Source organism: Pseudomonas paralactis (genome assembly GCF_001439735.1).
GTDB classification, from domain to species: Bacteria; Pseudomonadota; Gammaproteobacteria; order Pseudomonadales; family Pseudomonadaceae; genus Aquipseudomonas; species Aquipseudomonas paralactis.
Window position 1 is genome coordinate 82714 of sequence record NZ_JYLN01000003.1, and the last position, 20151, is coordinate 102864.

19 protein-coding genes are annotated in these 20151 nt (G+C 61.3%); 8 read left to right on the forward strand and 11 right to left on the reverse strand.

What is annotated here, in order from left to right; translation table 11 throughout:
- Positions 1-23: 23 nt before the first annotated feature.
- The 6 genes from TX23_RS08570 to TX23_RS08595 form a co-directional block, all read right to left on the reverse strand.
- Positions 24-1328: an MFS transporter gene (locus tag TX23_RS08570; protein ID WP_057701826.1), complete on the reverse strand. Its 1305-nt coding sequence runs from the start codon at positions 1326-1328 to the stop codon at positions 24-26.
- 156 nt (positions 1329-1484) lie between these two features.
- Entirely contained in the window at positions 1485-2633 is a 1149-nt protein-coding gene (gene dgoD / locus TX23_RS08575; RefSeq protein ID WP_005783400.1) for a galactonate dehydratase, read from the reverse strand.
- A 48-nt stretch (positions 2634-2681) separates the two neighbouring features.
- Complete coding sequence (locus tag TX23_RS08580; RefSeq protein ID WP_057701827.1) at positions 2682-3302, reverse strand: 2-dehydro-3-deoxy-6-phosphogalactonate aldolase; 621 nt, start codon at positions 3300-3302, stop codon at positions 2682-2684.
- A 1-nt stretch (position 3303) separates the two neighbouring features.
- On the reverse strand, positions 3304-4263 hold the full coding sequence (locus tag TX23_RS08585; protein ID WP_057701828.1) for a 2-dehydro-3-deoxygalactonokinase: 960 nt from the start codon (positions 4261-4263) through the stop codon (positions 3304-3306).
- A gap of 176 nt (positions 4264-4439) precedes the next feature.
- Positions 4440-4766, reverse strand: coding sequence for a DOPA 4,5-dioxygenase family protein (locus TX23_RS08590; protein WP_057701829.1), 327 nt, complete (start codon positions 4764-4766; stop codon positions 4440-4442).
- A gap of 30 nt (positions 4767-4796) precedes the next feature.
- Positions 4797-5747 carry a choline sulfate utilization transcriptional regulator gene (locus tag TX23_RS08595; protein ID WP_057701830.1) on the reverse strand — a complete coding sequence of 317 codons (951 nt, stop codon included), beginning with the start codon at positions 5745-5747 and terminating at the stop codon, positions 4797-4799.
- A 103-nt stretch (positions 5748-5850) separates the two neighbouring features.
- Between TX23_RS08595 and betC the strand changes: the two genes are divergently transcribed.
- From betC to TX23_RS08610, 3 genes are all read left to right on the forward strand, one after another.
- Positions 5851-7365 carry a choline-sulfatase gene (gene betC, locus TX23_RS08600; protein WP_057701831.1) on the forward strand — a complete coding sequence of 505 codons (1515 nt, stop codon included), beginning with the start codon at positions 5851-5853 and terminating at the stop codon, positions 7363-7365.
- 18 nt (positions 7366-7383) lie between these two features.
- Positions 7384-8298 carry a choline ABC transporter substrate-binding protein gene (choX, locus tag TX23_RS08605; protein WP_057701832.1) on the forward strand — a complete coding sequence of 305 codons (915 nt, stop codon included), beginning with the start codon at positions 7384-7386 and terminating at the stop codon, positions 8296-8298.
- A 152-nt stretch (positions 8299-8450) separates the two neighbouring features.
- Positions 8451-10019 carry a SulP family inorganic anion transporter gene (locus TX23_RS08610; protein ID WP_057701833.1) on the forward strand — a complete coding sequence of 523 codons (1569 nt, stop codon included), beginning with the start codon at positions 8451-8453 and terminating at the stop codon, positions 10017-10019.
- 128 nt (positions 10020-10147) lie between these two features.
- Here the strand turns inward: TX23_RS08610 and aroE are convergent, their stop codons facing one another.
- Both aroE and hemF read right to left on the reverse strand, forming a co-directional pair.
- Positions 10148-10972, reverse strand: coding sequence for a shikimate dehydrogenase (gene aroE, locus TX23_RS08615; RefSeq protein ID WP_057701834.1), 825 nt, complete (start codon positions 10970-10972; stop codon positions 10148-10150).
- Complete coding sequence (gene hemF, locus TX23_RS08620) at positions 10972-11904, reverse strand: oxygen-dependent coproporphyrinogen oxidase (protein WP_057701835.1); 933 nt, start codon at positions 11902-11904, stop codon at positions 10972-10974. The genes aroE and hemF overlap by 1 nt, the downstream gene beginning before the upstream one ends.
- A 177-nt stretch (positions 11905-12081) precedes the next feature.
- Between hemF and TX23_RS08625 the strand changes: the two genes are divergently transcribed.
- Positions 12082-13059 (forward strand): quinone oxidoreductase family protein, encoded by a 978-nt coding sequence (locus TX23_RS08625; RefSeq protein WP_057701836.1) that lies wholly within the window; start codon positions 12082-12084, stop codon positions 13057-13059.
- Between the two features lie 94 nt (positions 13060-13153).
- On the opposite strand, the gene TX23_RS08630 is transcribed toward TX23_RS08625, so the two are convergent.
- The 3 genes from TX23_RS08630 to TX23_RS08640 all read right to left on the reverse strand — a co-directional run bounded on the left by TX23_RS08630 (position 13154) and on the right by TX23_RS08640 (position 15729).
- Positions 13154-13711: an L-threonylcarbamoyladenylate synthase gene (locus TX23_RS08630; RefSeq protein ID WP_057701837.1), complete on the reverse strand. Its 558-nt coding sequence runs from the start codon at positions 13709-13711 to the stop codon at positions 13154-13156.
- A 77-nt stretch (positions 13712-13788) separates the two neighbouring features.
- Complete coding sequence (gene dprA / locus TX23_RS08635; protein ID WP_057701838.1) at positions 13789-14889, reverse strand: DNA-processing protein DprA; 1101 nt, start codon at positions 14887-14889, stop codon at positions 13789-13791.
- A 63-nt stretch (positions 14890-14952) separates the two neighbouring features.
- Positions 14953-15729: a hypothetical protein gene (locus tag TX23_RS08640; RefSeq protein ID WP_057701839.1), complete on the reverse strand. Its 777-nt coding sequence runs from the start codon at positions 15727-15729 to the stop codon at positions 14953-14955.
- A 135-nt stretch (positions 15730-15864) separates the two neighbouring features.
- Between TX23_RS08640 and def the strand changes: the two genes are divergently transcribed.
- The 4 genes from def (at position 15865) to trkA (ending at position 20097) form a co-directional block, all read left to right on the forward strand.
- On the forward strand, positions 15865-16371 hold the full coding sequence (gene def, locus TX23_RS08645; protein WP_005783383.1) for a peptide deformylase: 507 nt from the start codon (positions 15865-15867) through the stop codon (positions 16369-16371).
- A 69-nt stretch (positions 16372-16440) separates the two neighbouring features.
- Positions 16441-17394, forward strand: a complete 954-nt coding sequence (gene fmt, locus TX23_RS08650) for a methionyl-tRNA formyltransferase (RefSeq protein ID WP_057701840.1) — start codon at positions 16441-16443, stop codon at positions 17392-17394.
- Positions 17391-18701, forward strand: a complete 1311-nt coding sequence (gene rsmB, locus TX23_RS08655; protein ID WP_057701841.1) for a 16S rRNA (cytosine(967)-C(5))-methyltransferase RsmB — start codon at positions 17391-17393, stop codon at positions 18699-18701. The genes fmt and rsmB overlap by 4 nt, the downstream gene beginning before the upstream one ends.
- Positions 18702-18723: 22 nt before the next feature.
- Entirely contained in the window at positions 18724-20097 is a 1374-nt protein-coding gene (gene trkA / locus TX23_RS08660; protein ID WP_014716287.1) for a Trk system potassium transporter TrkA, read from the forward strand.
- Positions 20098-20151: the final 54 nt, after the last annotated feature.

Consider the following 20151-nt stretch of genomic DNA (forward strand, 5'->3'; position numbering starts at 1 on the left):
GGCGACCCTGGGGTCGCCTCTTTTTACAGCTCGATCCGCTCGACCTTGCCTACCAGCAATATGTAGGAAAGCGCACCGAGCAACGCCAGTACCGCGATGTAAGTAATCGCTGGTGCAAACGACGAACCACTGGCCAGAAAGCCAATCACGATAGGCGTGGCGATCGCCGACAGGTTACCGATGAAGTTGAACACGCCTCCGGTCAGCCCCAGCAACCGCGCAGGCGCCAGGGTCGAGACCAGCGACCAGGTGATCGACGCCAGGCCATTGCCGAAAAATGCCACCGCCAGAAACGCGATGACCCACGCTGTGGAGTCCACGTAATTGGCACCGATGATCGCCGTGGAAATCAGCAGCCCACTGATGATCGGCAACTTGCGGGCAAAGCCTACCGAGGCGCCACGACGGATCAGCCAATCGGAAAACACCCCCGAACACAGCACGCCCACAAAAGCGGCCAGGAACGGCAGTGACGCCAACAGACCTGACTGGATAAAGTCCATGCCGCGATATTTCACCAGATAGGTCGGAAACCAGGTCAGGAAAAACCATAGCGTGGAGTTCAGGCAGAACTGCCCCAGGTAGATGCCCCAGAGCTTGCGCTTGCTCAGCACGATACCGAGGTCGACCCAGCTGAAGGGCGCCTTGGCGGTTTGTGCCTGCATGTCCACCAACCCGCCACCGTCACGGATCAGTTGGATTTCAGCGTCATTGGCGCCCTTGAAATCCTTGGGTTCGCGATACACCGCATACCAGATCACCGCCCACAGGATGCCGACGCCACCGGTGACCACAAACACCATGTGCCAGCCGTACTGGTGTTGCAGCCAGGCCAGTACCGGCGTGAGGAACGCCAGGCCGACAAATTGCCCGGAGGTGTAGACGCCAATCGCAGTAGCGCGTTCGCGCTCGGGAAACCAGGTGGTGACCACACGGCTGTTGATCGGGTACGCCGGCGCTTCCAGCGCACCCACCGCCATACGCAGCACGAACAGCGCGATAAAGCTGGCGGCGAAACCGAGCATAACGGTGGCAATCGACCACAGCAGCAGCGCGGCGGTATACAAGATGCGCGGCGGCACACGATCCACCAGCCAGCCGCCGGGGATCTGCATGGCCGCGTAGGTCCAGCCGAAAGCGGAGAAAATAAGCCCGACCTGCACCGGGTCGATACCCAGATCGCTGGTCAGCGCAGGCGCGGCAATCGACAGGTTGCTGCGGTCGAGGTAGTTGATCACCACCGTGATAAACAACAGCACCATGATGAAAAAGCGCTTTCGGCTGGGCGTAACTAAGGGAGCCTGCCCGGTGAGGGATTCAGGGTGCATGGGGTGCCTCTTTTTATGTTTGTTGAGGACAAAACGTGCTGAAGGAACGCGGTAAATGTGGGAGCTGGCTTGCCTGCGATAGCGGTGGGTCAGTCACCGCAGCGGTGCCAGGTAAGCCCGCTCCCACATTTTTGAACGCATTCCTTCAGATAAAAATCACCACTCGGCAAAACTGCCATCGGCGTGACGCCAGATCGGATTGCGCCAGCGATGGCCGATGGCCGCGCGCTCAATCACGTATTCCTCGTTGATCTCGATGCCCAGACCCGGGCCGTTGGGGATCTTCACAAAGCCCTGGTCGTAGTCGAACACGCCAGGGTCACGCACGTAGTCGAGCAGGTCGTTGCTTTCGTTGTAGTGAATGCCCAGGCTTTGTTCCTGGATAAACGCGTTGTAGCAAGCCGCATCCAGTTGCAGGCAGGCTGCCAGGGCAATCGGACCCAGCGGGCAGTGCAGGGCCAGGGCCACGTCGTAGGCTTCGGCCATGTTGGCGATCTTGCGGGTTTCGGTAATCCCGCCTGCGTGGGAGGCGTCCGGCTGGATGATGTCGACGTAGCCTTCGCTGAGCACGCGCTTGAAATCCCAACGCGAGAACAGGCGCTCGCCCAAGGCAATCGGCGTACTGGTCAGCGGCGCCAGTTCTTTCAACGCCTCGTAGTTTTCGCTGAGCACCGGCTCTTCAATAAACATCAGTTTGTAGGGGTCGAGTTCTTTCATCAGCACCTTGGCCATGGGCTTGTGTACACGGCCATGGAAGTCGACGCCGATACCCACGTTGGGCCCCACGGCATCGCGTACTGCAGCGACATTGGCCAGGGCCAGGTCGACTTTGTCGAAGCTGTCGAGGAACTGCAGTTCTTCGGTGCCGTTCATTTTCACCGCAGTGAAGCCACGGGCCACGGCCTCTTTGGCAGCACGGGCAGTGTCGGCGGGGCGGTCGCCACCGATCCACGAGTACACGCGGATCTTGTCACGCACCTGGCCGCCCAGCAGGTCGCTGACCGAGACGCCCAGCGCTTTGCCCTTGATGTCCCACAACGCCTGGTCGATACCGGCGAGAGCGCTCATGTGCACCGCACCGCCCCGGTAGAAACCGCCGCGATAGAGCACTGTCCAGATATCTTCGATATTGCGTGGGTCTTTGCCGATCAGGTAGTCGGACAATTCTTCAACGGCGGCTGCCACAGTGTGAGCGCGGCCTTCGACCACAGGCTCACCCCAGCCAGTCACGCCCTGGTCGGTTTCGACCTTGAGGAAGCACCAGCGCGGCGGGACGATAAAGGTCGTCAATTTGGTGATTTTCATCTCTTGTCTCTCTTATGGATGCAGCGCCTGTGGGCGCGGAACTTGCTGTCAGCTCAGGGCTTTCCAGGCGGCGACATAAGCCTGGGCACGGCTCGCGACCTGATCCACTGTCATACCCGGTTTGAACAACCCGGAGCCCAACCCGAACCCTTTCGCGCCGGCATCGATAAACACCTGCATGTTGTCCGGCGTAACGCCGCCTACCGGCAACAGCAACGTGCCCACCGGCAATACCGCCAGCCACGCCTTGATCACCGAAGGGCCGATCTGCTCGGCCGGGAACAGCTTCAACACGTCGGCGCCTTCGGCCAGTGCGGCAAACGCTTCGGTTGGCGTTGCCACGCCCGGCGACAAGTACAGACCTGCGGCCTTGGCGGCGCGCAGGACGTTGGCATCGCTATGGGGCATGACAATCACCTGACCACCTGCGGCCTTCACCTGCTCGACCTGTTCAGGCGTCAACACCGTGCCGGCACCGATCAGGCAATCGGCGGGCAGGCTGTCGCGCAGGGTACGAATGCTGGTGTACGGCTCCGGCGAATTGAGCGGCACTTCGATGACACGAAAACCCGCGTCGTACAGGACCTGGCCAATGGCCTGGGCTTCATCCGGGCGTATGCCGCGCAGGATTGCGATCAAACCGTTTTGCGCGAGTGCTTGCTTGAGCATGTCAGGCCTCCGTTACAGGTTGAATGAGCCCAGCCGCCACCGCCAATTGCCACAGGCCACGCTCGGTGGCTTCCTGCGCCAGGCTGACGTGAGCGAAGCCGCAAAGGGTGAGGGCGCGTTGATAGCGGGCGCAGAGTGGGGCGGCGCCAACCAGAATGATCGGCTGGGTTTTGGCGTTGTCTGGCAAACCGGCGAGTTCATGGCCGATCAACAGGCCGGACAGGTAGTCGGGCTGCTGGTTGGGCGAAAGCTCAGCCGTCAGGCCCAGGGTGCGGGCGCTGAACAAGGTCGACAACACGCCACGCCGGCCATCCTTTGAAAGCGCCACGTGCACGCCACGGTCAAAGGCCTCGGTCTGGAATTGCTCACTCGGCTGCTGGGTGCGACCCAGGATGCTGTGCTTGCTCAATATCGCAAACAGTTCACCGGTCATGAAGGTGTCGAAATGGGTAATACGGCCTTCAACCACCTCGACCCATTTGGAGTGGCTGCCGGGCAACCCGATCAATACTTGGGCGCCAAGGCCTTGCAGCACGCCGAGTACCTGGGTTTCTTCGCCGCGCATCACATTGGGCAAACCCGCTCGCTCGATCACCCCCGGCACAATATGCACCTCCACCCCACGCAGGCTGCGCACAGGGTGCAACGCCTGGCCCAGGCTGGCGACGTCCACAGGCGTGGCGCGATAAGCCGCCTCGCTCCAGCCCTGTGCACTGCCGACCATGCCGCAGGCAATCACCGGCAATCCGGGCTGGGCGTCGAGCCAATCGCCGCAGGCGCTATCGAACGCCAATTCGAAGCCGTCAGTGCAATCAATACCGTTGATTACCCGTGGCTCGCAGGGTAAATGCATGATGCCCCAGGCTTGCGAGCGCTGTTCCAGCACAACGCCTTCGGGACCGAGTTTGTAAGCACGAAGGGAGCTGGTCCCCCAATCGAGCGCGATCAATTGCGCCTGCATCGCTTCACCTGAAATGAGTGGGTGCTGAAAAAAGCAGATGGGCGAATATAAACCTAGGGACCGGAATATCTCAATATATAAATATCAATCCCACATAATGAGACAAGACAAGATTAATCCTACACCGCTCCCTGTTTTTACTTAGGGAGAGGCAAGGCTTTATCTGATAAGGGACGTTAAAGAACCGACAGATCCAACTCGCGCATCGCGCCCATCCAGATCGCGTAGTCGGTGTGGTCTTTCAGGTCATCGCCGGTTTCAGGGTGCAGGAACACCACCAAGCCATTGCGGTGCAGCGCCAGCCACGGCAACACCACGCCGATGTATTGCGGCACGAATGCCAGCTGGCAGCTCCAATCCGGGTGCGGGCCCACCGGACGTTCATGCACACGGCCCATGCGCAACGGGAACAGCCTGGCGGCGTCCTCACACAGCGTGCGCGCCTGGTCGATGGTGCTGGCGTCGAAGTAGATATGGGCGTGATAGCCCTTGATACGTTGCATGACGGACTCCGGATCCACAATGTGCCGATCCTAGACCGCAATCGAAGGCAGGGCCAGCCCGGTCAACGACTGCGCACTGCTGGCCTGTTCCGCCACCAGCCACTGGACAAAACGTTCCACCAGTTGCCCACGACGTTTGCGCTGGGGTTGCACCACGTAATAACCGTAACGCGAGGTCACCGTGTTGCTGATCGGGCGGCACAGCCAGTTCTGTTCCAGCAGGTTATCCACCAGGTGGCGCCAGCCGATGGCAACGCCCTGGCCGGCAATCGCAGCCTGAATCAGCAAGGTGTAGTTGTCGAAGCGCAATTGCCCGGGAGTTGGCGCAGTGGTGATACCCAATTCGCGAAACACCCCGCTCCAGTCGAACCACTGGCTGTTGTTTTCCTGACGCAGGTGCAGCAAGGGGTACTCGGGCAAGGATTGCACCGTCAGCGGAGCAGCCTGGCCCTTTAGCCACTGCGGGCTGCATACCGGAAACACTTCCTCGTTGAATAACCACAGGCTGTCGCCCTGCTTGAAACGGCCATCGCCGAACAGCACCGCCACATCGATATCGCTGCGCAGGCTGGCATGGTTGCGCTCACTGGTTACCAGGCTCACATCCACCTGCGGGTTGGCCTGGTGGAAGCGATGCAGGCGCGGCATCAGCCAATAGGCGGCGAAGGCGAAGTCGGTAGCCACTTGCAGCACTTCGTGTTGGTCCTGCTGGGTGATAGTGCTGAGCCCCAGGTTGATACTTTGCAGGCCGCCTTGCACGTGTTCGAACAGCAGAACGCCGGCGTCGGTGAGTTCGATACCGCGATAGATACGGTCAAACAGGCGGATTGCCAGTTGTTCTTCCAGACGCTTGATCTGCTGGCTGACCGCCGGCTGGGTGGTGCCCAACTCCATCGCCGCCGCGGTAAAACTGCGGTGGCGGGCCGCCGCTTCGAAAGCACGCAGCAGATCGAGAGAGAGGTGACCCAGCGCTTCATACATAAGCTGTCATTATCCTAGGCATTGCTCGTCATGGGCTTTACCCCGCCTGGCATGGACTTCATGCTCATTGGCATAAACAACGCCTATGGAATGCCGAGAAACCATGAAGCGCAAGAACATTCTTTTCATCATGGCCGATCAAATGGCCGCGCCAATGCTGCCGTTCTATGGGCCTTCCCCGATCAAGCTGCCCAACCTCAGCCGCCTCGCCGCACAAGGCGTGGTATTCGACGCCGCCTATTGCAATAGCCCGTTGTGCGCGCCATCGCGCTTTACCCTGGTCAGCGGCCAGTTACCGAGCAAGATCGGTGCCTACGACAACGCTGCCGATTTCCCCGCCGATGTGCCGACCTATGCCCACTACCTGCGTCGTCTCGGCTACCGCACCGCGTTGTCGGGCAAGATGCACTTCTGCGGCCCCGACCAATTGCACGGCTACGAAGAGCGCCTGACCAGCGACATCTACCCCGCGGACTATGGCTGGGCGGTGAATTGGGATGAGCCCGACGTACGCCCCACCTGGTATCACAATATGTCTTCGGTGCTGCAAGCGGGCCCGTGCGTGCGCACCAACCAGCTGGATTTCGACGAGGAGGTGGTGTTCAAGGCGCAGCAGTACCTGTTCGATCATATCCGCGAGGACGGCGACCGACCGTTCTGCCTGACGGTGTCGATGACCCATCCTCACGACCCCTACACCATCCCCAAGCCGTTCTGGGACCTGTACGACGACGCCGATATCCCTTTGCCTGCAACGCCGGCACAAGCAGAGCTGGACCCACACTCCCAACGTCTGCTCAAGGTCTATGACTTGTGGGATAAACCGCTGCCTGTGGACAAGATCCGCGATGCCCGCCGCGCCTATTTCGGCGCGTGCAGCTACATCGACAGCAATGTCGGCAAACTCCTGCAAACCCTGGAAGACACCGGCCTGGCCGATGACACCCTGATCATCTTCTCCGGCGACCACGGGGACATGCTCGGCGAACGCGGCCTCTGGTACAAAATGCACTGGTTTGAAATGGCTGCACGCGTACCACTGCTGATCAGTGCGCCGGGCCAATTCGCGGCTGGGCGGGTCACTCAGGCCGTGTCCACCGCCGACCTGCTGCCGACCCTGGTCGAATTGGCCGGTGGCGAGCTGGACCCGCACTTGCCGCTGGACGGTCGCTCTCTGGTCCCGCACTTGCAAGGGCAGGGCGGGCACGACGAAGTGTTTGGCGAATACATGGCCGAAGGCACCATCAGCCCGTTGATGATGATTCGCCGGGGCGCCTACAAATTTATCTACAGCGAAGACGACCCTTGCCTACTGTTTGATGTGCACAGCGACCCGCACGAGCGAGAAAACCTTAGCCCGTCAGCAGAGCATCGCTCGGTGTTCGAGGCGTTTTTGCAGGAGGCGCGGGCCAAATGGGACATCCCGGCGATCCATCAGCAAGTGCTTGCCAGCCAGCGTCGCCGCCGCCTGGTGTTTGAGGCACTGACTCAAGGCACGCTCAAGAGCTGGGACCACCAGCCACAGGTAGACGCCAGTCAGCAGTACATGCGCAACCATATCGACCTCGACGACCTGGAGCGCAAGGCACGTTATCCACAACCCTGCCAAAACCAATAAACAGACAGAGGGAAGGCCATGCAAAAGTTGACCGTGGTACTGAGCATGTTGGCGCTGGGCAGCGCCAATGTGTACGCAGACGCTCGCTGCGAAACGGTAAAGATGGCCGATCCGGGCTGGAGCGACATCGCCGCCACCAATGCCATTACCGGTTTTTTGCTGACGGGCATGGGCTACAAACCCAAAGTCGACACCCTGGCGGTACCGATCACCTTTGGCGGGCTCAAGGATGGCCAGGTGGATGTATTTCTCGGCAACTGGATGCCGGCGCAACAAGGGTTTTATGACAAATTCGTGGCCAATGGCGATGTGGTGCAACTGGCGAAAAACCTGGACGGCACCGAGTTCACCCTCGCCGTGCCGGACTACGTGTGGGACGCTGGGGTGCGTGATTTTGCCGATCTGAGCAAATTTGCCGACAAGTTCGACAAGAAGATCTACGGCATCGGCTCCGGCGCGCCGGCGAATATCTCGTTGCAGGAAATCATCAAGAAGAATGACTTCAACCTTGGCCAGTGGAAGCTGATTGAGTCCAGCGAACAGGCGATGCTTGCCGAAGTGTCGCGAGCAGTGAAGAAACAGCGCTTTGTCACCTTCCTCGGCTGGACGCCACACCCGATGAACGTGCAGTTGAAGATGCATTACCTCAAGGGCGGCGAACAGTATTTCGGCGCCACCGGCAGCGTGTATACCTTGACCCGCAAGGGTTATGCACAGGCCTGCCCGAATGTCGCCAAGCTGCTGACCAACCTGAGTTTCACCCAGGAGATGGAGAACAGCATCATGGCGCAAGTGAGCAACAACAAGGTCAGCAATGCCGAGGCGGCCAAAGCCTGGATCAAGGCGAATCCGGCGATGCTGGATAAGTGGCTGGACGGCGTGAAAACCGTGGATGGCCAGGAGGCGTTACCGGCGGTAAAAGCCAAACTCTGATGCTTGCCGGCGACCCGGTGGGAGCTGGCTTGCCTGCGATAGCATCACCCCGGTATGCCTGTCACACCGAGGCGCCAGCATCGCAGGCAAGCCAGCTCCCACAAGTACCCATGCATTGATACTCTTGCCAAAACCCTTTACCCGAGCCTTCGATGCCCCGGCCCAACCGCCATACACTTCTCCCTTTTCTCAGTTGGCTCCCGCGCCAAACCCGTGCCAGCGTGGGCCGGGATGCGATCGTCGGCCTCAGCGGCGCGGTGCTCGCCCTGCCGCAGTCGATTGCCTACGCGCTGATCGCCGGGCTCCCACCGGAGTACGGGCTGTATGCCGCGATCATCCCGGTATTGATCGCGTGCCTGTGGGGTTCTTCCTGGCACTTGATCTGCGGGCCAACAGCGGCGATTTCCATCGTGCTTTACGCCAGCATCAGTCCATTGGCCGTGCCAGGCTCCCAGGACTACATCACCCTCATCCTGTTGCTGACCTTCCTCGCCGGCGTGTTCCAGTGGTTGCTCGGCCTGCTGCGCTTTGGCGCGCTGGTGAATTTTGTTTCCCATTCGGTGGTGCTGGGCTTCACCCTGGGCGCCGCGGTGGTGATTGCTTTGGGGCAGTTGCCGAACCTGCTGGGGCTGGATTTACCGAGCCAGGCCACCGCCCTCAACAGCCTGCTGGCGCTGGTGGACCATGGCGGTGAGTGGGATCGCGCGTCCCTGATCCTTGGGCTTGGCACTTTGCTGGTGGGCGCACTGCTCAAGTCCCGGGTGCCACGCTGGCCGACGCTGTTGATCGCTTTAGTCTTGGGTAGCCTGGCGGCGTGGGTATGGCCGGGGATGTTCGGGCATGTGGCGCGGGTCAGTTCGTTTATCGGCCAGTTGCCGCCGTTCAGCCCACTGCCGATGGACCTGGACCTGGTGCTGCGCCTGCTGCCCAGCGCGGTGGCGGTGGGGATGCTGGGGTTGGTGACCAGCCTGTCGATTGCACGCTCGCTGTCGGCCCGCTCGCAACAATTGCTCGACGCCAACCAGGAAGTGCGCGCCCAGGGTTTATCCAACATCGTTGGCGGATTTTTCTCCGGCTACCTGTCAGCCGGTTCGTTTACCCGCTCAGGCCTCAGTTACGAAGCAGGCGCCCGCTCGCCGTTGGCCGGCGTGTTTTCCGCGCTGTGGGTGGCGGTATTTGCGTTGTTTGGCGCCGCGTTGATCGCGCATATTCCTATCCCGAGCATGGCCGCCAGCATTCTGCTCATTTGCTGGGGCCTGGTGGATTACCGAGGGATTCGTGCTCTGTTTCGAGTCAGCCGCGCCGAATTCGTGGTGATGGGCCTGACGTGTGTCGCCACCTTACTGCTGGAGCTGCAAACGGCGATTTATGCCGGGGTGCTGGCATCGCTGTTTTTCTATCTCAAGCGCACCTCGCAACCGCGGGTTCAGCAATGGCGCGACGGGGACGAGGATGTATTACGCGTGGGAGGCTCGATCTTTTTTGGCGCCAGCCATTACCTGCAAGTACGCCTGCAAAGTCTGCAGGGTGCGCGGGTGGTGATCGAGGCGCAGCAGATCAATTTTATCGACTACTCCGGGGTGGAGATGCTGCATCAAGAGGCGCGGCGATTGGCGGGGTTGGGGCGTAGCCTGACGTTGCGCCGAGCCAGGCCGCAGGTGGTCGAGGAATTGATGAAGCTGGAGGGATCGGATAACTGCCCCCTCCATTTCGAAGACTAAACCCGATCAACTGTGGGAGCTGGCTTGCCTGCGATAGGGGTGGATCAGCCAGCACATGGGTAACTGACCTATTGCTATCGCAGGCAAGCCAGCTCCCACATTAATTGTGTCCACATCAGCGTGTGGGATCAGGCCAATTGCCGGCGTAGTTCGGCCAGTACCGGCGCTGAATCAGGGCGCACACCGCGCCACAGGAAGAAGGCTTCCGCCGCCTGCTCCACCAGCATCCCCAAACCATCCATCGCCACCACAGCACCCTGTTCCGCAGCCCAGCGGCAGAACGCGGTAGGTTCCTTGGCGTACATCATGTCGTAGCAGAACGTCTTGCCCGGCTCGATCAGGCTGCCGGCAATCGGTGGCACATCGCCTGACAAGCTGGCGGACGTGGCGTTGATGATCACATCCACCGGCTCACGTAGCCAGTCGAAACCACTGGCAGACACCGGGCCCAGGTCGTCGAACAGCTCAGCGAGCAACTCGGCCTTTTCCACGGTGCGGTTGGCGATGATCAACGAAGAGGGTTGCTGCGCCAGCAACGGCTCAAGTGCACCGCGCACCGCGCCGCCGGCGCCTAACAACAGGATGCGTTTGCCTTGCAGGATCAGCCCGGCGTTGACCGTCAGGTCGCGTACCAGCCCGGCGCCGTCGGTGTTGTCACCCAACAACGTACCGTCCGCCAGTTTGCTCAGGGTGTTCACGGCACCAGCGCGCTGGGCACGTTCGGTCAAGGTATCGGCCAAACGATAGGCGTCTTCCTTGAACGGTACCGTCACGTTGGCGCCACGGCCACGACCCTGGCGAAAAAACTCACGGGCGCACTGGGTGAAATCCTCCAACGGCGCGAGCAACGTGCTGTAGTCCAGTTGTTCGCCGGTCTGCTCGGCGAACATACGGTGGATCAGCGGCGATTTGCTGTGGCCGATAGGGTTGCCGAACACAACATAACGGTCCATCACACCGCCGCCTTGGGTGCGGCGACACCGAGCCAGTCGCGGTCTTGCAGGAAATAGTCAGTGAGACGCGCCTCTTCGCTACCGGCCTCGGCCTTCCAGTCATAGCTCCAACGAACCTGGGGCGGCAGCGACATCAGGATCGACTCCGTACGCCCGCCCGACTGCAAACCGAACAAGGTGCCACGGTCATAAACCAGGTTGAACTCAACGTAGCGACCGCGGCGGAACTCCTGGAACTGGCGCTGCTGTTCGGTATACGCCATGGCCTTGCGGCGTTGCACAATCGGCAGGTAGGCATCGATATAGGCATCGCCGATGGCACGGATAAAGGCGAAGCAGGTGTCGAAGCCCCATTCGTTCAAGTCATCGAAGAACAGGCCACCGATGCCGCGTGGTTCATTGCGATGCTTGATGTGGAAGTAGGAATCGCACCAGGCTTTGTAGCGTGCGTACACGTCTGGGCCAAAGGGCGCACAGGCTTGCTCGGCCACACGGTGCCAATGGACGCAGTCTTCTTCATTGCCGTAATACGGGGTCAGGTCAAAGCCGCCACCGAACCACCACACCGGTTCTTCGCCTTCTTTTTCAGCGATGAAAAAGCGCACATTGGCGTGGGAAGTCGGCACATGCGGGTTATGCGGATGAATCACCAGTGACACGCCCAGCGCCTCAAAGCCCCGACCGGCCAGCTCAGGCCGATGGGCGCTGGCGGACGGCGGCAAGCCGCTACCAAATACGTGGGAAAAGTTAACCCCGCCTTTTTCGATCACCGAACCGTTCTCGATCACACGGGTGCGACCGCCACCGCCGGCAGGCCGGGTCCAGGCGTCTTCGATAAAACGCGTGTCCGTCTCGAAGGTTTCCAGGGCGTTGCAAATGCGATCTTGCAGGTCAAGCAGGTAGGCTTTAACGGCCTCGGTGCGGGTAGTCATGGCATCACCTTGAATCGGGCAAAGCTACGCGAGGCCATTGGGCGTCGGCGGCAAATGGGCGCACAGGATACCACTGCGCCCACATGCCACTGCACTTAGGTGCGCCGCAGTTGACGAAGATCAAGCTTAGGAGTCCGATAGGGGGCTACGCAGGTTCGAACCCAAGGAGAAGTGCAGATGGCCAAACGTATCCAGTTCAGCGCCCATGGCGGCCCCGAAGTACTTGAGTATGTGGACTACACACCGGCGCAGCCTGGCCCGCAACAGGTCCGGGTGCGTAATGAGGCCATCGGCCTGAACTTCATCGACACCTATTTTCGCAGTGGCCTCTACGCACCGCCTGCTCTGCCGTCGGGCCTGGGCGCGGAAGGCGCTGGCGTAGTCGATGCCGTGGGCAGTGAAGTCACCCAGTTCAAAGTCGGCGACCGCGTGGCCTACGGCAGCGGCCCGCTGGGTGCCTATAGCCAGTTGCATGTGTTGCCTGCCGCCAACCTGGTGCACCTGCCGGATGACATCAGCTTTGAACAGGCCGCCGGGGCCATGCTCAAGGGCCTGACCGTGCAATACCTGCTGCGCCAGACCTACGAATTGAAAGGCGGCGAAACCATTTTGTTCCACGCCGCTGCCGGTGGCGTGGGCTCCCTGGCCTGCCAATGGGCCAAGGCCCTGGGCGTGAAGCTGATCGGCACGGTGAGTTCGCCGGAAAAGGCCGCCTTGGCCAAATCCCTCGGCGCCTGGGAAACCATCGACTACAGCAAGGAAGATGTCGCACAACGCGTACTGGAATTGACTGACGGCAAAAAGGTGCCTGTGGTGTACGACGGCGTCGGCAAGGACACCTGGCTGACCTCCCTGGACAGCGTGGCGCCACGGGGGTTGGTCGTGAGCTTTGGCAACGCATCGGGTGCGGTGGATGGCGTGAACCTGGGCATCCTTTCGGCCAAGGGTTCGTTGTACGTGACCCGGCCGACGCTGGCGACCTATGCGAACAATCCGGCGAACTTGCAGGCGATGGCGGACGATCTGTTTTCGATGATCAAAAGCGGCAAGGTGCGCATTGATATCAACCAGCGTTACCCGCTGGCGGATGCGGCCAAAGCGCAGACCGAGTTGTCGGCGCGACGCACGACTGGCTCAACCATTCTATTGCCTTGAGTGCGTCATCGCAGGCAAGCCAGCTCCCACATTTGACCGCGGTGACTGATCAAATGTGGGAGCCGGGCTTGCCCGCGATGGCCGCACCTCGGTGTCAGGAGGGCCGCACCACATCACCCGTCACCAGGTCCCGAATCAGGCTCGGGTTCTTGCGCCCACCCAGTGCACCACCCAATACCAGGTCCACTTGCCCGCGGAAATACTGCTCCACGCGAATGCGCGTGCGTGCCGCCGGGCGCCCCTGTGGGTTGGCTGACGTTGAGATCAACGGCCCGACCTGGGCGCACAAATCCCTCACCAACGGGTGATCGGTGACCCGCAACGCCACGGTGTCATGCATACCCGTAACCCATTCGGGCAACAAGTCCTGATGAGGCACCAGCCAGGTATTGGGCCCGGGCCAGGTGCTGGCCATGCGATCGATCCAGGTGTCCGGGAAGTCTTCAAACAGGAAGTCGAACTGACGAATATTATCCGCCACCAGAATCAGCCCCTTGTCCACCGAGCGGTTCTTGATCGCCAATAGCCGATCCACTGCTTCTTCATTCCACGGGTCGCAGCCCAGGCCCCAGACCGCCTCGGTCGGATAGGCAATCACCGCGCCTGCGCGAATTTCCCGTGCGGCTTGCAGCACACGCCACCTGTTGACCATTATTTAATCTCCGGACTAAAGCTCTGGGCAGTTTACCGATCTTCGTTACAAAACCCACCGCCAAAAACCGGCAGCTGCTAAACCTGGCAGCGCGCCAGCCAGCGCCCGCTTTCGCAGATGACGTGGCCTTCGAGCTCCAGCTCCGTAAGGGTTGCCAGCACTTGGGATAACGGCCGACCACTGGCAATCGCCAGGGCTTCGCTGCTATGCGGCGCCGCATGCAGCAGTGCCACCAGTGGGTGGGTGACCGGCACCGGCGCAGGGCGCGATAACGCCTGCCAACCGCGCAGCGCCTCAAGGATGTGTTCGATGGTTTCCACCAGCACCGCGCCATCGCGAATCAATTGGTGGCAACCCTTGGCACCGGGGTGGTGAATGGAACCCGGGATCGCATACACCTCACGCCCTTGCTCGGCGGCCAGCCGCGCGGTGATCAGCGAACCGCTGGCCATGCTGGCTTCCACCACCAGAACCCCCAGCGACAGCCCGCTGATAATTCGATTGCGCCGTGGGAAATTACCGGCCTGGGGCCCAGCGTCCAATGGAAACTCGGAAACCACCGCGCTGCCTTGGGCGATCATTGCGGCGGCGAGCTTGCGGTGGCGCTGTGGATAAAAATTTTCCAGCCCGGTGCCAAGCACCCCGATTGTACGACCGCCCACCTCTAATGCTGCCTGGTGGGCGGCGCCGTCAATGCCCAGCGCCAAACCACTGGTGATGACAAAACCGGCGCTCGCCAGGCTGCGGGAAAAGGCGGCGGCCGTGTCCATGCCGGGGCGGGAAGCACGCCGGCTGCCGACCATGGCCAACTGAGGTTTTTCCAGAATGCCCGGGTCGCCCGCAACGAATAACAGCGGCGGTGCGTCGTCGATTTGAGCGAGCAAGACGGGATACTCAGGTTGGTCCCACATCAACAAATGCTGGTCCGGGCCTTCTAACCAGGCCAATGCCGCACTGGCGCCATCACGGATTTGCGGGCTGCGCCGGGCATCGGCGCTGATGGCGGGCAAGCCGAGGGAACGCCACGCACTGGCAGGCGCACTGAGGGCCTTGGAGGCGCAGCCGAACGCTTGGATCAATACGTGAAAACGCTTGGGGCCCAGTTCCGGCAGCCTGTGCAAGCGTAGTCGGGCTTCCAGCTCTGCCGGAGAAATTTCGCTACTGTTTATCGGATTCATTTGATCATCCTTGACCGGAACAAGCTGTGGATAACTCTGTTGGTAACTTATTTAGCAGGCTATTTATTGCGCTTCTTGTTGGGTCTCGAAACGATCCTTTACAGCCAGCGCGCGTGAAGCATTGAGCACCAGGGCGTAACTGAGTTTTTCATAGGTGCGAAACACCAGAAGGGTGCCGGCCCGTTCTTGCGGGAGTTGGGTTGGCGTGCCGGTAAGGACGTCTCGCACGGTGGCGCCTGCCTTGATCACCGTCAGTAACTGGCCTTCGATCAATCCATCGCGGCGGCCCTTGTTCAGGGTCACGGCGTCCAGCACGCCAATCTGAGTGACGCCCTTGGGGATATCGATGATGTGCCCTGTGATGATGGCCGAGGCGTTGGCGGATTCCAGGGTGTTCAGCTTTACCGGAGGTCGTGCACCCAGCAAGCGGTCACCTGGGCGGATTTCCTGAGTCACCCGCTGCACTGCAAGGGTGGTGAGGTCGTCGGCGAGCACAAAGCGGGCGGTACCGATCTCATCGGCATTGACGCCCAGTAGCTCCTGGGTGGCTGGGTCGGTGTAGACCTTGCCTTGGCGAAAGATCCCGTAGCTTGGCTGGGCCGGGTCCAGGTGACCGCGGGCATGCACGCGCTCGCCATTGGCCCCCAGCACGCGACCGCCTTGCGCCGCAACAATGTAGGGCGCGTTGTCCAGCTCCTGGGGCGTGTCGACAATCCGGTTATGCAGTAAAAAGTGCTGAATGGCCCTTTGCGTCGCGTGATCCAGGCGCTCAGTGGGCTTGGGAATCAACGCCATGGCGACAGGGGCCCACAGCAGCAAGACGAGTAGCGATTTCCTCATGGGGTGAATCTCCTTTATTATGTGCGTTCGCGTGAAATGCCTTGGCCCTCGTGGCTTCTGAGCGTTTCACACCGGCCGTGTGGGTCCATCCCACCGCCGATTGGTCTTTACCTCACATGTGCAGCAATTACGCTTATGGCTATTTTGAACATCCTCGAATTTCCCGACTCGCGCCTGCGCACGATCGCCAAGCCGGTGGCCGTAGTGGACGACAAGGTTCGTCAGTTGGTCGATGACATGTTTGAAACAATGTATGAAGCCCCGGGCATCGGCCTCGCCGCGACCCAGGTCAACGTGCACTTGCGTGTCGTGGTCATGGACCTGTCGGAAGATCGCAGCGAACCGCGGGTGTACATCAACCCCGAGTTCGAACCGCTGACCGATGAGATGGGCGAATACCAGGAAGGCTGCCTGTCGGTGCCGGAGTTCTACGAGAACGTGGAACGCCCGCTGCGCGTGAAGATCAAGGCCCTGGACCGTGACGGCAAGCCGTTTGAGCTGATTGCCGAAGGCCTGCTGGCGGTGTGCATCCAGCATGAATGCGACCACCTCAACGGCAAACTGTTTGTCGATTACCTGTCCACGCTCAAGCGGGACCGGATCAAGAAGAAGCTGGAAAAAAAGCATCGCCAGCAAGCTTGATGCCCTTCTTCCAAAGGCTTGCTGCGGCAAGCCTTTTTCTTTTGTGACTGTTTTTAACCGAGAACTCCCATGACCGAGCCATTGCGCATTGTTTTTGCCGGCACCCCTGAATTCGCCGCCGAACACCTCAAGGCGCTGCTTGCCAGCCCTTATGACATCGTCGCGGTGTACACCCAGCCGGATCGCCCGGCCGGTCGCGGGCAAAAACTGATGCCGAGCCCGGTCAAGCTGTTGGCCCTTGAACACAACATCCCTGTACTGCAACCGCCAACCCTGCGTAACAGCGACGCCCAGGCCGAACTGGCCGCGCTGAAGCCGGACTTGCTGGTGGTGGTGGCCTACGGTTTGATCCTGCCTCAGGCGGTGCTGGATATCCCGCGCCTGGGCTGCATCAACAGCCATGCCTCGCTGTTGCCTCGCTGGCGCGGTGCGGCACCGATCCAGCGCGCCGTTGAAGCGGGCGACAGCGAAAGCGGCGTGACCGTGATGCGTATGGAGGCGGGCCTGGACACCGGCCCGATGCTGCTTAAGGTCACCACCCCGATCAGCGCGCAAGACACCGGTGGCAGTCTGCACGACCGCCTTGCCGAAATGGGCCCGCCTGCGGTGATCCAGGCCATCGCCGGCCTGGCAGCAGGCACACTGGAAGGCGAGGTACAGGACGACAGCCTGGCCACCTACGCGCACAAATTGAACAAAGACGAAGCACGCATCGACTGGAGCCGCCCGGCCGTGGAGCTGGAGCGTCTGGTACGTGCCTTCAACCCATGGCCGATCTGCCACAGCACCCTTAACGGCGAAGCCTTGAAAGTGTTGGCCGCGACCCTGGCCGATGGCACGGGCGCCCCCGGCGAGATTATCGGCGCCAGCAAAGACGGGCTGTTGGTCGCTTGCGGCGAGCAGGCGTTGTGCCTGACACGTCTGCAATTGCCCGGCGGCAAGGCGCTGAACTTCAGCGATTTGTTCAATAGCCGCCGCGAGAAATTTGCCTTGGGTACGATCCTCGGGGTGGCCGCTCAATGAACCCACGTCTGGCCGCCGCCAAGGCTCTCGCCGCCGTGCTCAACGGCAAGGCTTCGCTGAACAGTTCATTGCCCACGCAATTGGACAAGGTCGAAGACCGGGATCGCGGTTTCACCCAGGACCTCGCCTTTGGCACCGCCCGTTGGCAGCCAAGGTTGTCGGCACTGGCAGCCAAGCTGCTGCAAAAGCCGTTCAAGGCAGCAGACGCTGACGTCGAGGCGCTGTTGCTGGTGGGTCTCTACCAGTTGCTCTACACCCGCGTACCGGCCCACGCCGCCATCGGTGAAACCGTCGGTTGCGCCGACAAGCTGAAAAAGCCCTGGGCCAAGGCCCTGCTCAATGCCGTGCTGCGCCGCGCTCAGCGCGAGAGCGAAGCGCTGTTGGCCGAGCTGGAACATGATCCGGTGGTGCGCACCGCCCACCCGCGCTGGCTGCAAAAATCCCTGAAAGCCTTCTGGCCCGAGCAATGGGAGGCTATCTGCGCGGCCAACAACGCGCACCCGCCGATGATCCTGCGGGTCAACCGTCGCCACCACAGCCGGGATGCATACCTGCAATTACTCGCCGACGCGGCCATCAACGCCACCCCGTGCGTGTACAGCACGGACGGTATCGTGCTGGAAGCCGCCGCCGATGTGCGCAGCCTGCCGGGCTTTGCCGAAGGCTGGATCAGCGTGCAGGACGAGGCCGCGCAATTGGCTGCCGACCTGCTCGACTTGGCCCCCGGCCAGCGCGTACTCGACGCCTGCTGCGCGCCAGGCGGTAAGACGTGTCACATCCTTGAGGTTGAAAAAGACCTGGCCGGTGTGGTGGCTGTGGATCTTGAGGCCAAGCGCCTGGTGCGCGTGCGGGAAAACCTTGCACGTCTGGGCCTCAGCGCCGACCTGATCGCCGCCGACGGGCGCGACACCGCGACGTGGTGGGACGGCAAGCCATTCCAGCGCATCCTGCTGGACGCTCCGTGCTCCGCCACTGGTGTGATCCGTCGGCACCCGGACATCAAGCTGACCCGCCAGCCCGACGACATCGCCGCCCTGGCGGTGCTGCAAGGCGAACTGCTTGACGCGCTGTGGCCAACCCTGGAAGTCGGCGGCATCCTGCTGTACGCCACCTGCTCCACGCTGCCCACCGAAAATACCGAGGTCATCCAGGCTTTCCTCGCCCGCACCAGCGGCGCGCGCGAACTGGACCTCGCCACCAGCGCCGGCATCAAGCAGCCCCACGGTCGCCAACTGCTCGCGCAGGAAGGCGGGCACGATGGCTTCTACTACGCCAAACTGATCAAGATCGCCGCCGCACGCGGCTGAATGGTTTTAAGGGAGTGACCGGATGAAAATCATCATCCTTGGGGCAGGGCAGGTCGGAGGTACGCTGGCCGAACATTTGGCCGGCGAAGCCAACGACATCACCGTGGTCGACACCGATGCCGAACGCCTGCGCAACCTCGGCGACCGCCTGGACATCCGCACGGTACAGGGCCGGGCGTCGTTCCCAACGGTGCTGCGTCAGGCGGGTGCCGACGATGCCGACATGCTTGTGGCGGTGACCAACAGTGACGAGACCAATATGGTCGCGTGCCAGGTTGCTCACACCTTGTTTCACACCCCGACCAAGATCGCCCGGGTGCGCGAAGCGGCCTACCTGACCCGCGCCGGCCTGTTCGATAACGATGCCATCCCGGTGGATGTATTGATCAGCCCGGAACAGGTGGTCACCCATTACATCAAGCGCCTGATCGAAATCCCAGGCGCCTTGCAGGTGATCGACTTCGCCGAGGGCAAGGCGCAACTGGTGGCGGTAAAGGCGTACTACGGTGGGCCGTTGGTGGGCCAGCAACTGCGCCAGCTGCGTGAGCACATGCCCAACGTGGAAACCCGCGTGGCCGCGATTTTCCGGCGTGACCGGCCGATCCTGCCCCAGGGCGACACGGTGATCGAAGCCGACGACGAAGTGTTTTTCATCGCCGCCAAGGCGAATATTCGCGCGGTCATGAGCGAAATGCGCAGGCTCGACGAAAGCTACAAACGCATCGTCATCGCCGGCGGTGGGCAGATTGGCGAGCGTTTGGCCGAAGCCATCGAAAGCCGCTATCAGGTGAAGATCATCGAGATGAGCCCGACGCGGTGCCGGCATTTGTCCGACACCCTCGACAGCACTGTCGTACTGCAAGGCAGCGCCTCGGACCGCGACCTGCTGATGGAAGAGAACATCGCCGACGCCGATATCTTCCTGGCCCTGACCAACGATGACGAAGCCAACATCATGTCGTCGTTGCTGGCCAAGCGGCTGGGGGCGAAGAAGGTGATGACCATCATCAACAACCCGGCCTATGTGGACCTGATCCAGGGCGGCGATATCGACATCGCCATCAGCCCGCAACTGGCGACCATTGGCACCTTGCTTGCCCACGTGCGCCGTGGCGACATTGTCAGCGTGCACTCCCTGCGCCGGGGTGCGGCGGAGGCCATCGAGGCGATTGCCCACGGCGACTCCAAGTCCAGCAAAGTGATTGGCAAGGCGATCCGCGATATCGGCCTGCCGCCCGGTACCACCATTGGCGCGATCATTCGCGATGAAGAAGTGATCATTGCCCACGACGACACGGTGATCGCCACCGGAGACCACGTGATTTTGTTCCTTGTGGATAAGAAACATATCCGCGATGTGGAGAAGCTGTTCCACGTGGGGCTGAGTTTTTTCTGAAAAAATTGAGTGAGCCTGCCGCCGCCATCGCGGGCAAGCCCGCTCCCACATGTG

Coding starts and splice junctions, on each gene's coding strand:
- TX23_RS08570 (WP_057701826.1), bottom strand. CDS start 1,328: ATGCACCCTGAATCCCTCACCGGGCAGGCTCCCTTAGTTACGCCCAGC.
- dgoD (WP_005783400.1), bottom strand. CDS start 2,633: ATGAAAATCACCAAATTGACGACCTTTATCGTCCCGCCGCGCTGGTGC.
- TX23_RS08580 (WP_057701827.1), bottom strand. CDS start 3,302: ATGCTCAAGCAAGCACTCGCGCAAAACGGTTTGATCGCAATCCTGCGC.
- TX23_RS08585 (WP_057701828.1), bottom strand. CDS start 4,263: ATGCAGGCGCAATTGATCGCGCTCGATTGGGGGACCAGCTCCCTTCGT.
- TX23_RS08590 (WP_057701829.1), bottom strand. CDS start 4,766: ATGCAACGTATCAAGGGCTATCACGCCCATATCTACTTCGACGCCAGC.
- TX23_RS08595 (WP_057701830.1), bottom strand. CDS start 5,747: ATGTATGAAGCGCTGGGTCACCTCTCTCTCGATCTGCTGCGTGCTTTC.
- betC (WP_057701831.1), top strand. CDS start 5,851: ATGAAGCGCAAGAACATTCTTTTCATCATGGCCGATCAAATGGCCGCG.
- choX (WP_057701832.1), top strand. CDS start 7,384: ATGCAAAAGTTGACCGTGGTACTGAGCATGTTGGCGCTGGGCAGCGCC.
- TX23_RS08610 (WP_057701833.1), top strand. CDS start 8,451: ATGCCCCGGCCCAACCGCCATACACTTCTCCCTTTTCTCAGTTGGCTC.
- aroE (WP_057701834.1), bottom strand. CDS start 10,972: ATGGACCGTTATGTTGTGTTCGGCAACCCTATCGGCCACAGCAAATCG.
- hemF (WP_057701835.1), bottom strand. CDS start 11,904: ATGACTACCCGCACCGAGGCCGTTAAAGCCTACCTGCTTGACCTGCAA.
- TX23_RS08625 (WP_057701836.1), top strand. CDS start 12,082: ATGGCCAAACGTATCCAGTTCAGCGCCCATGGCGGCCCCGAAGTACTT.
- TX23_RS08630 (WP_057701837.1), bottom strand. CDS start 13,711: ATGGTCAACAGGTGGCGTGTGCTGCAAGCCGCACGGGAAATTCGCGCA.
- dprA (WP_057701838.1), bottom strand. CDS start 14,889: ATGAATCCGATAAACAGTAGCGAAATTTCTCCGGCAGAGCTGGAAGCC.
- TX23_RS08640 (WP_057701839.1), bottom strand. CDS start 15,729: ATGAGGAAATCGCTACTCGTCTTGCTGCTGTGGGCCCCTGTCGCCATG.
- def (WP_005783383.1), top strand. CDS start 15,865: ATGGCTATTTTGAACATCCTCGAATTTCCCGACTCGCGCCTGCGCACG.
- fmt (WP_057701840.1), top strand. CDS start 16,441: ATGACCGAGCCATTGCGCATTGTTTTTGCCGGCACCCCTGAATTCGCC.
- rsmB (WP_057701841.1), top strand. CDS start 17,391: ATGAACCCACGTCTGGCCGCCGCCAAGGCTCTCGCCGCCGTGCTCAAC.
- trkA (WP_014716287.1), top strand. CDS start 18,724: ATGAAAATCATCATCCTTGGGGCAGGGCAGGTCGGAGGTACGCTGGCC.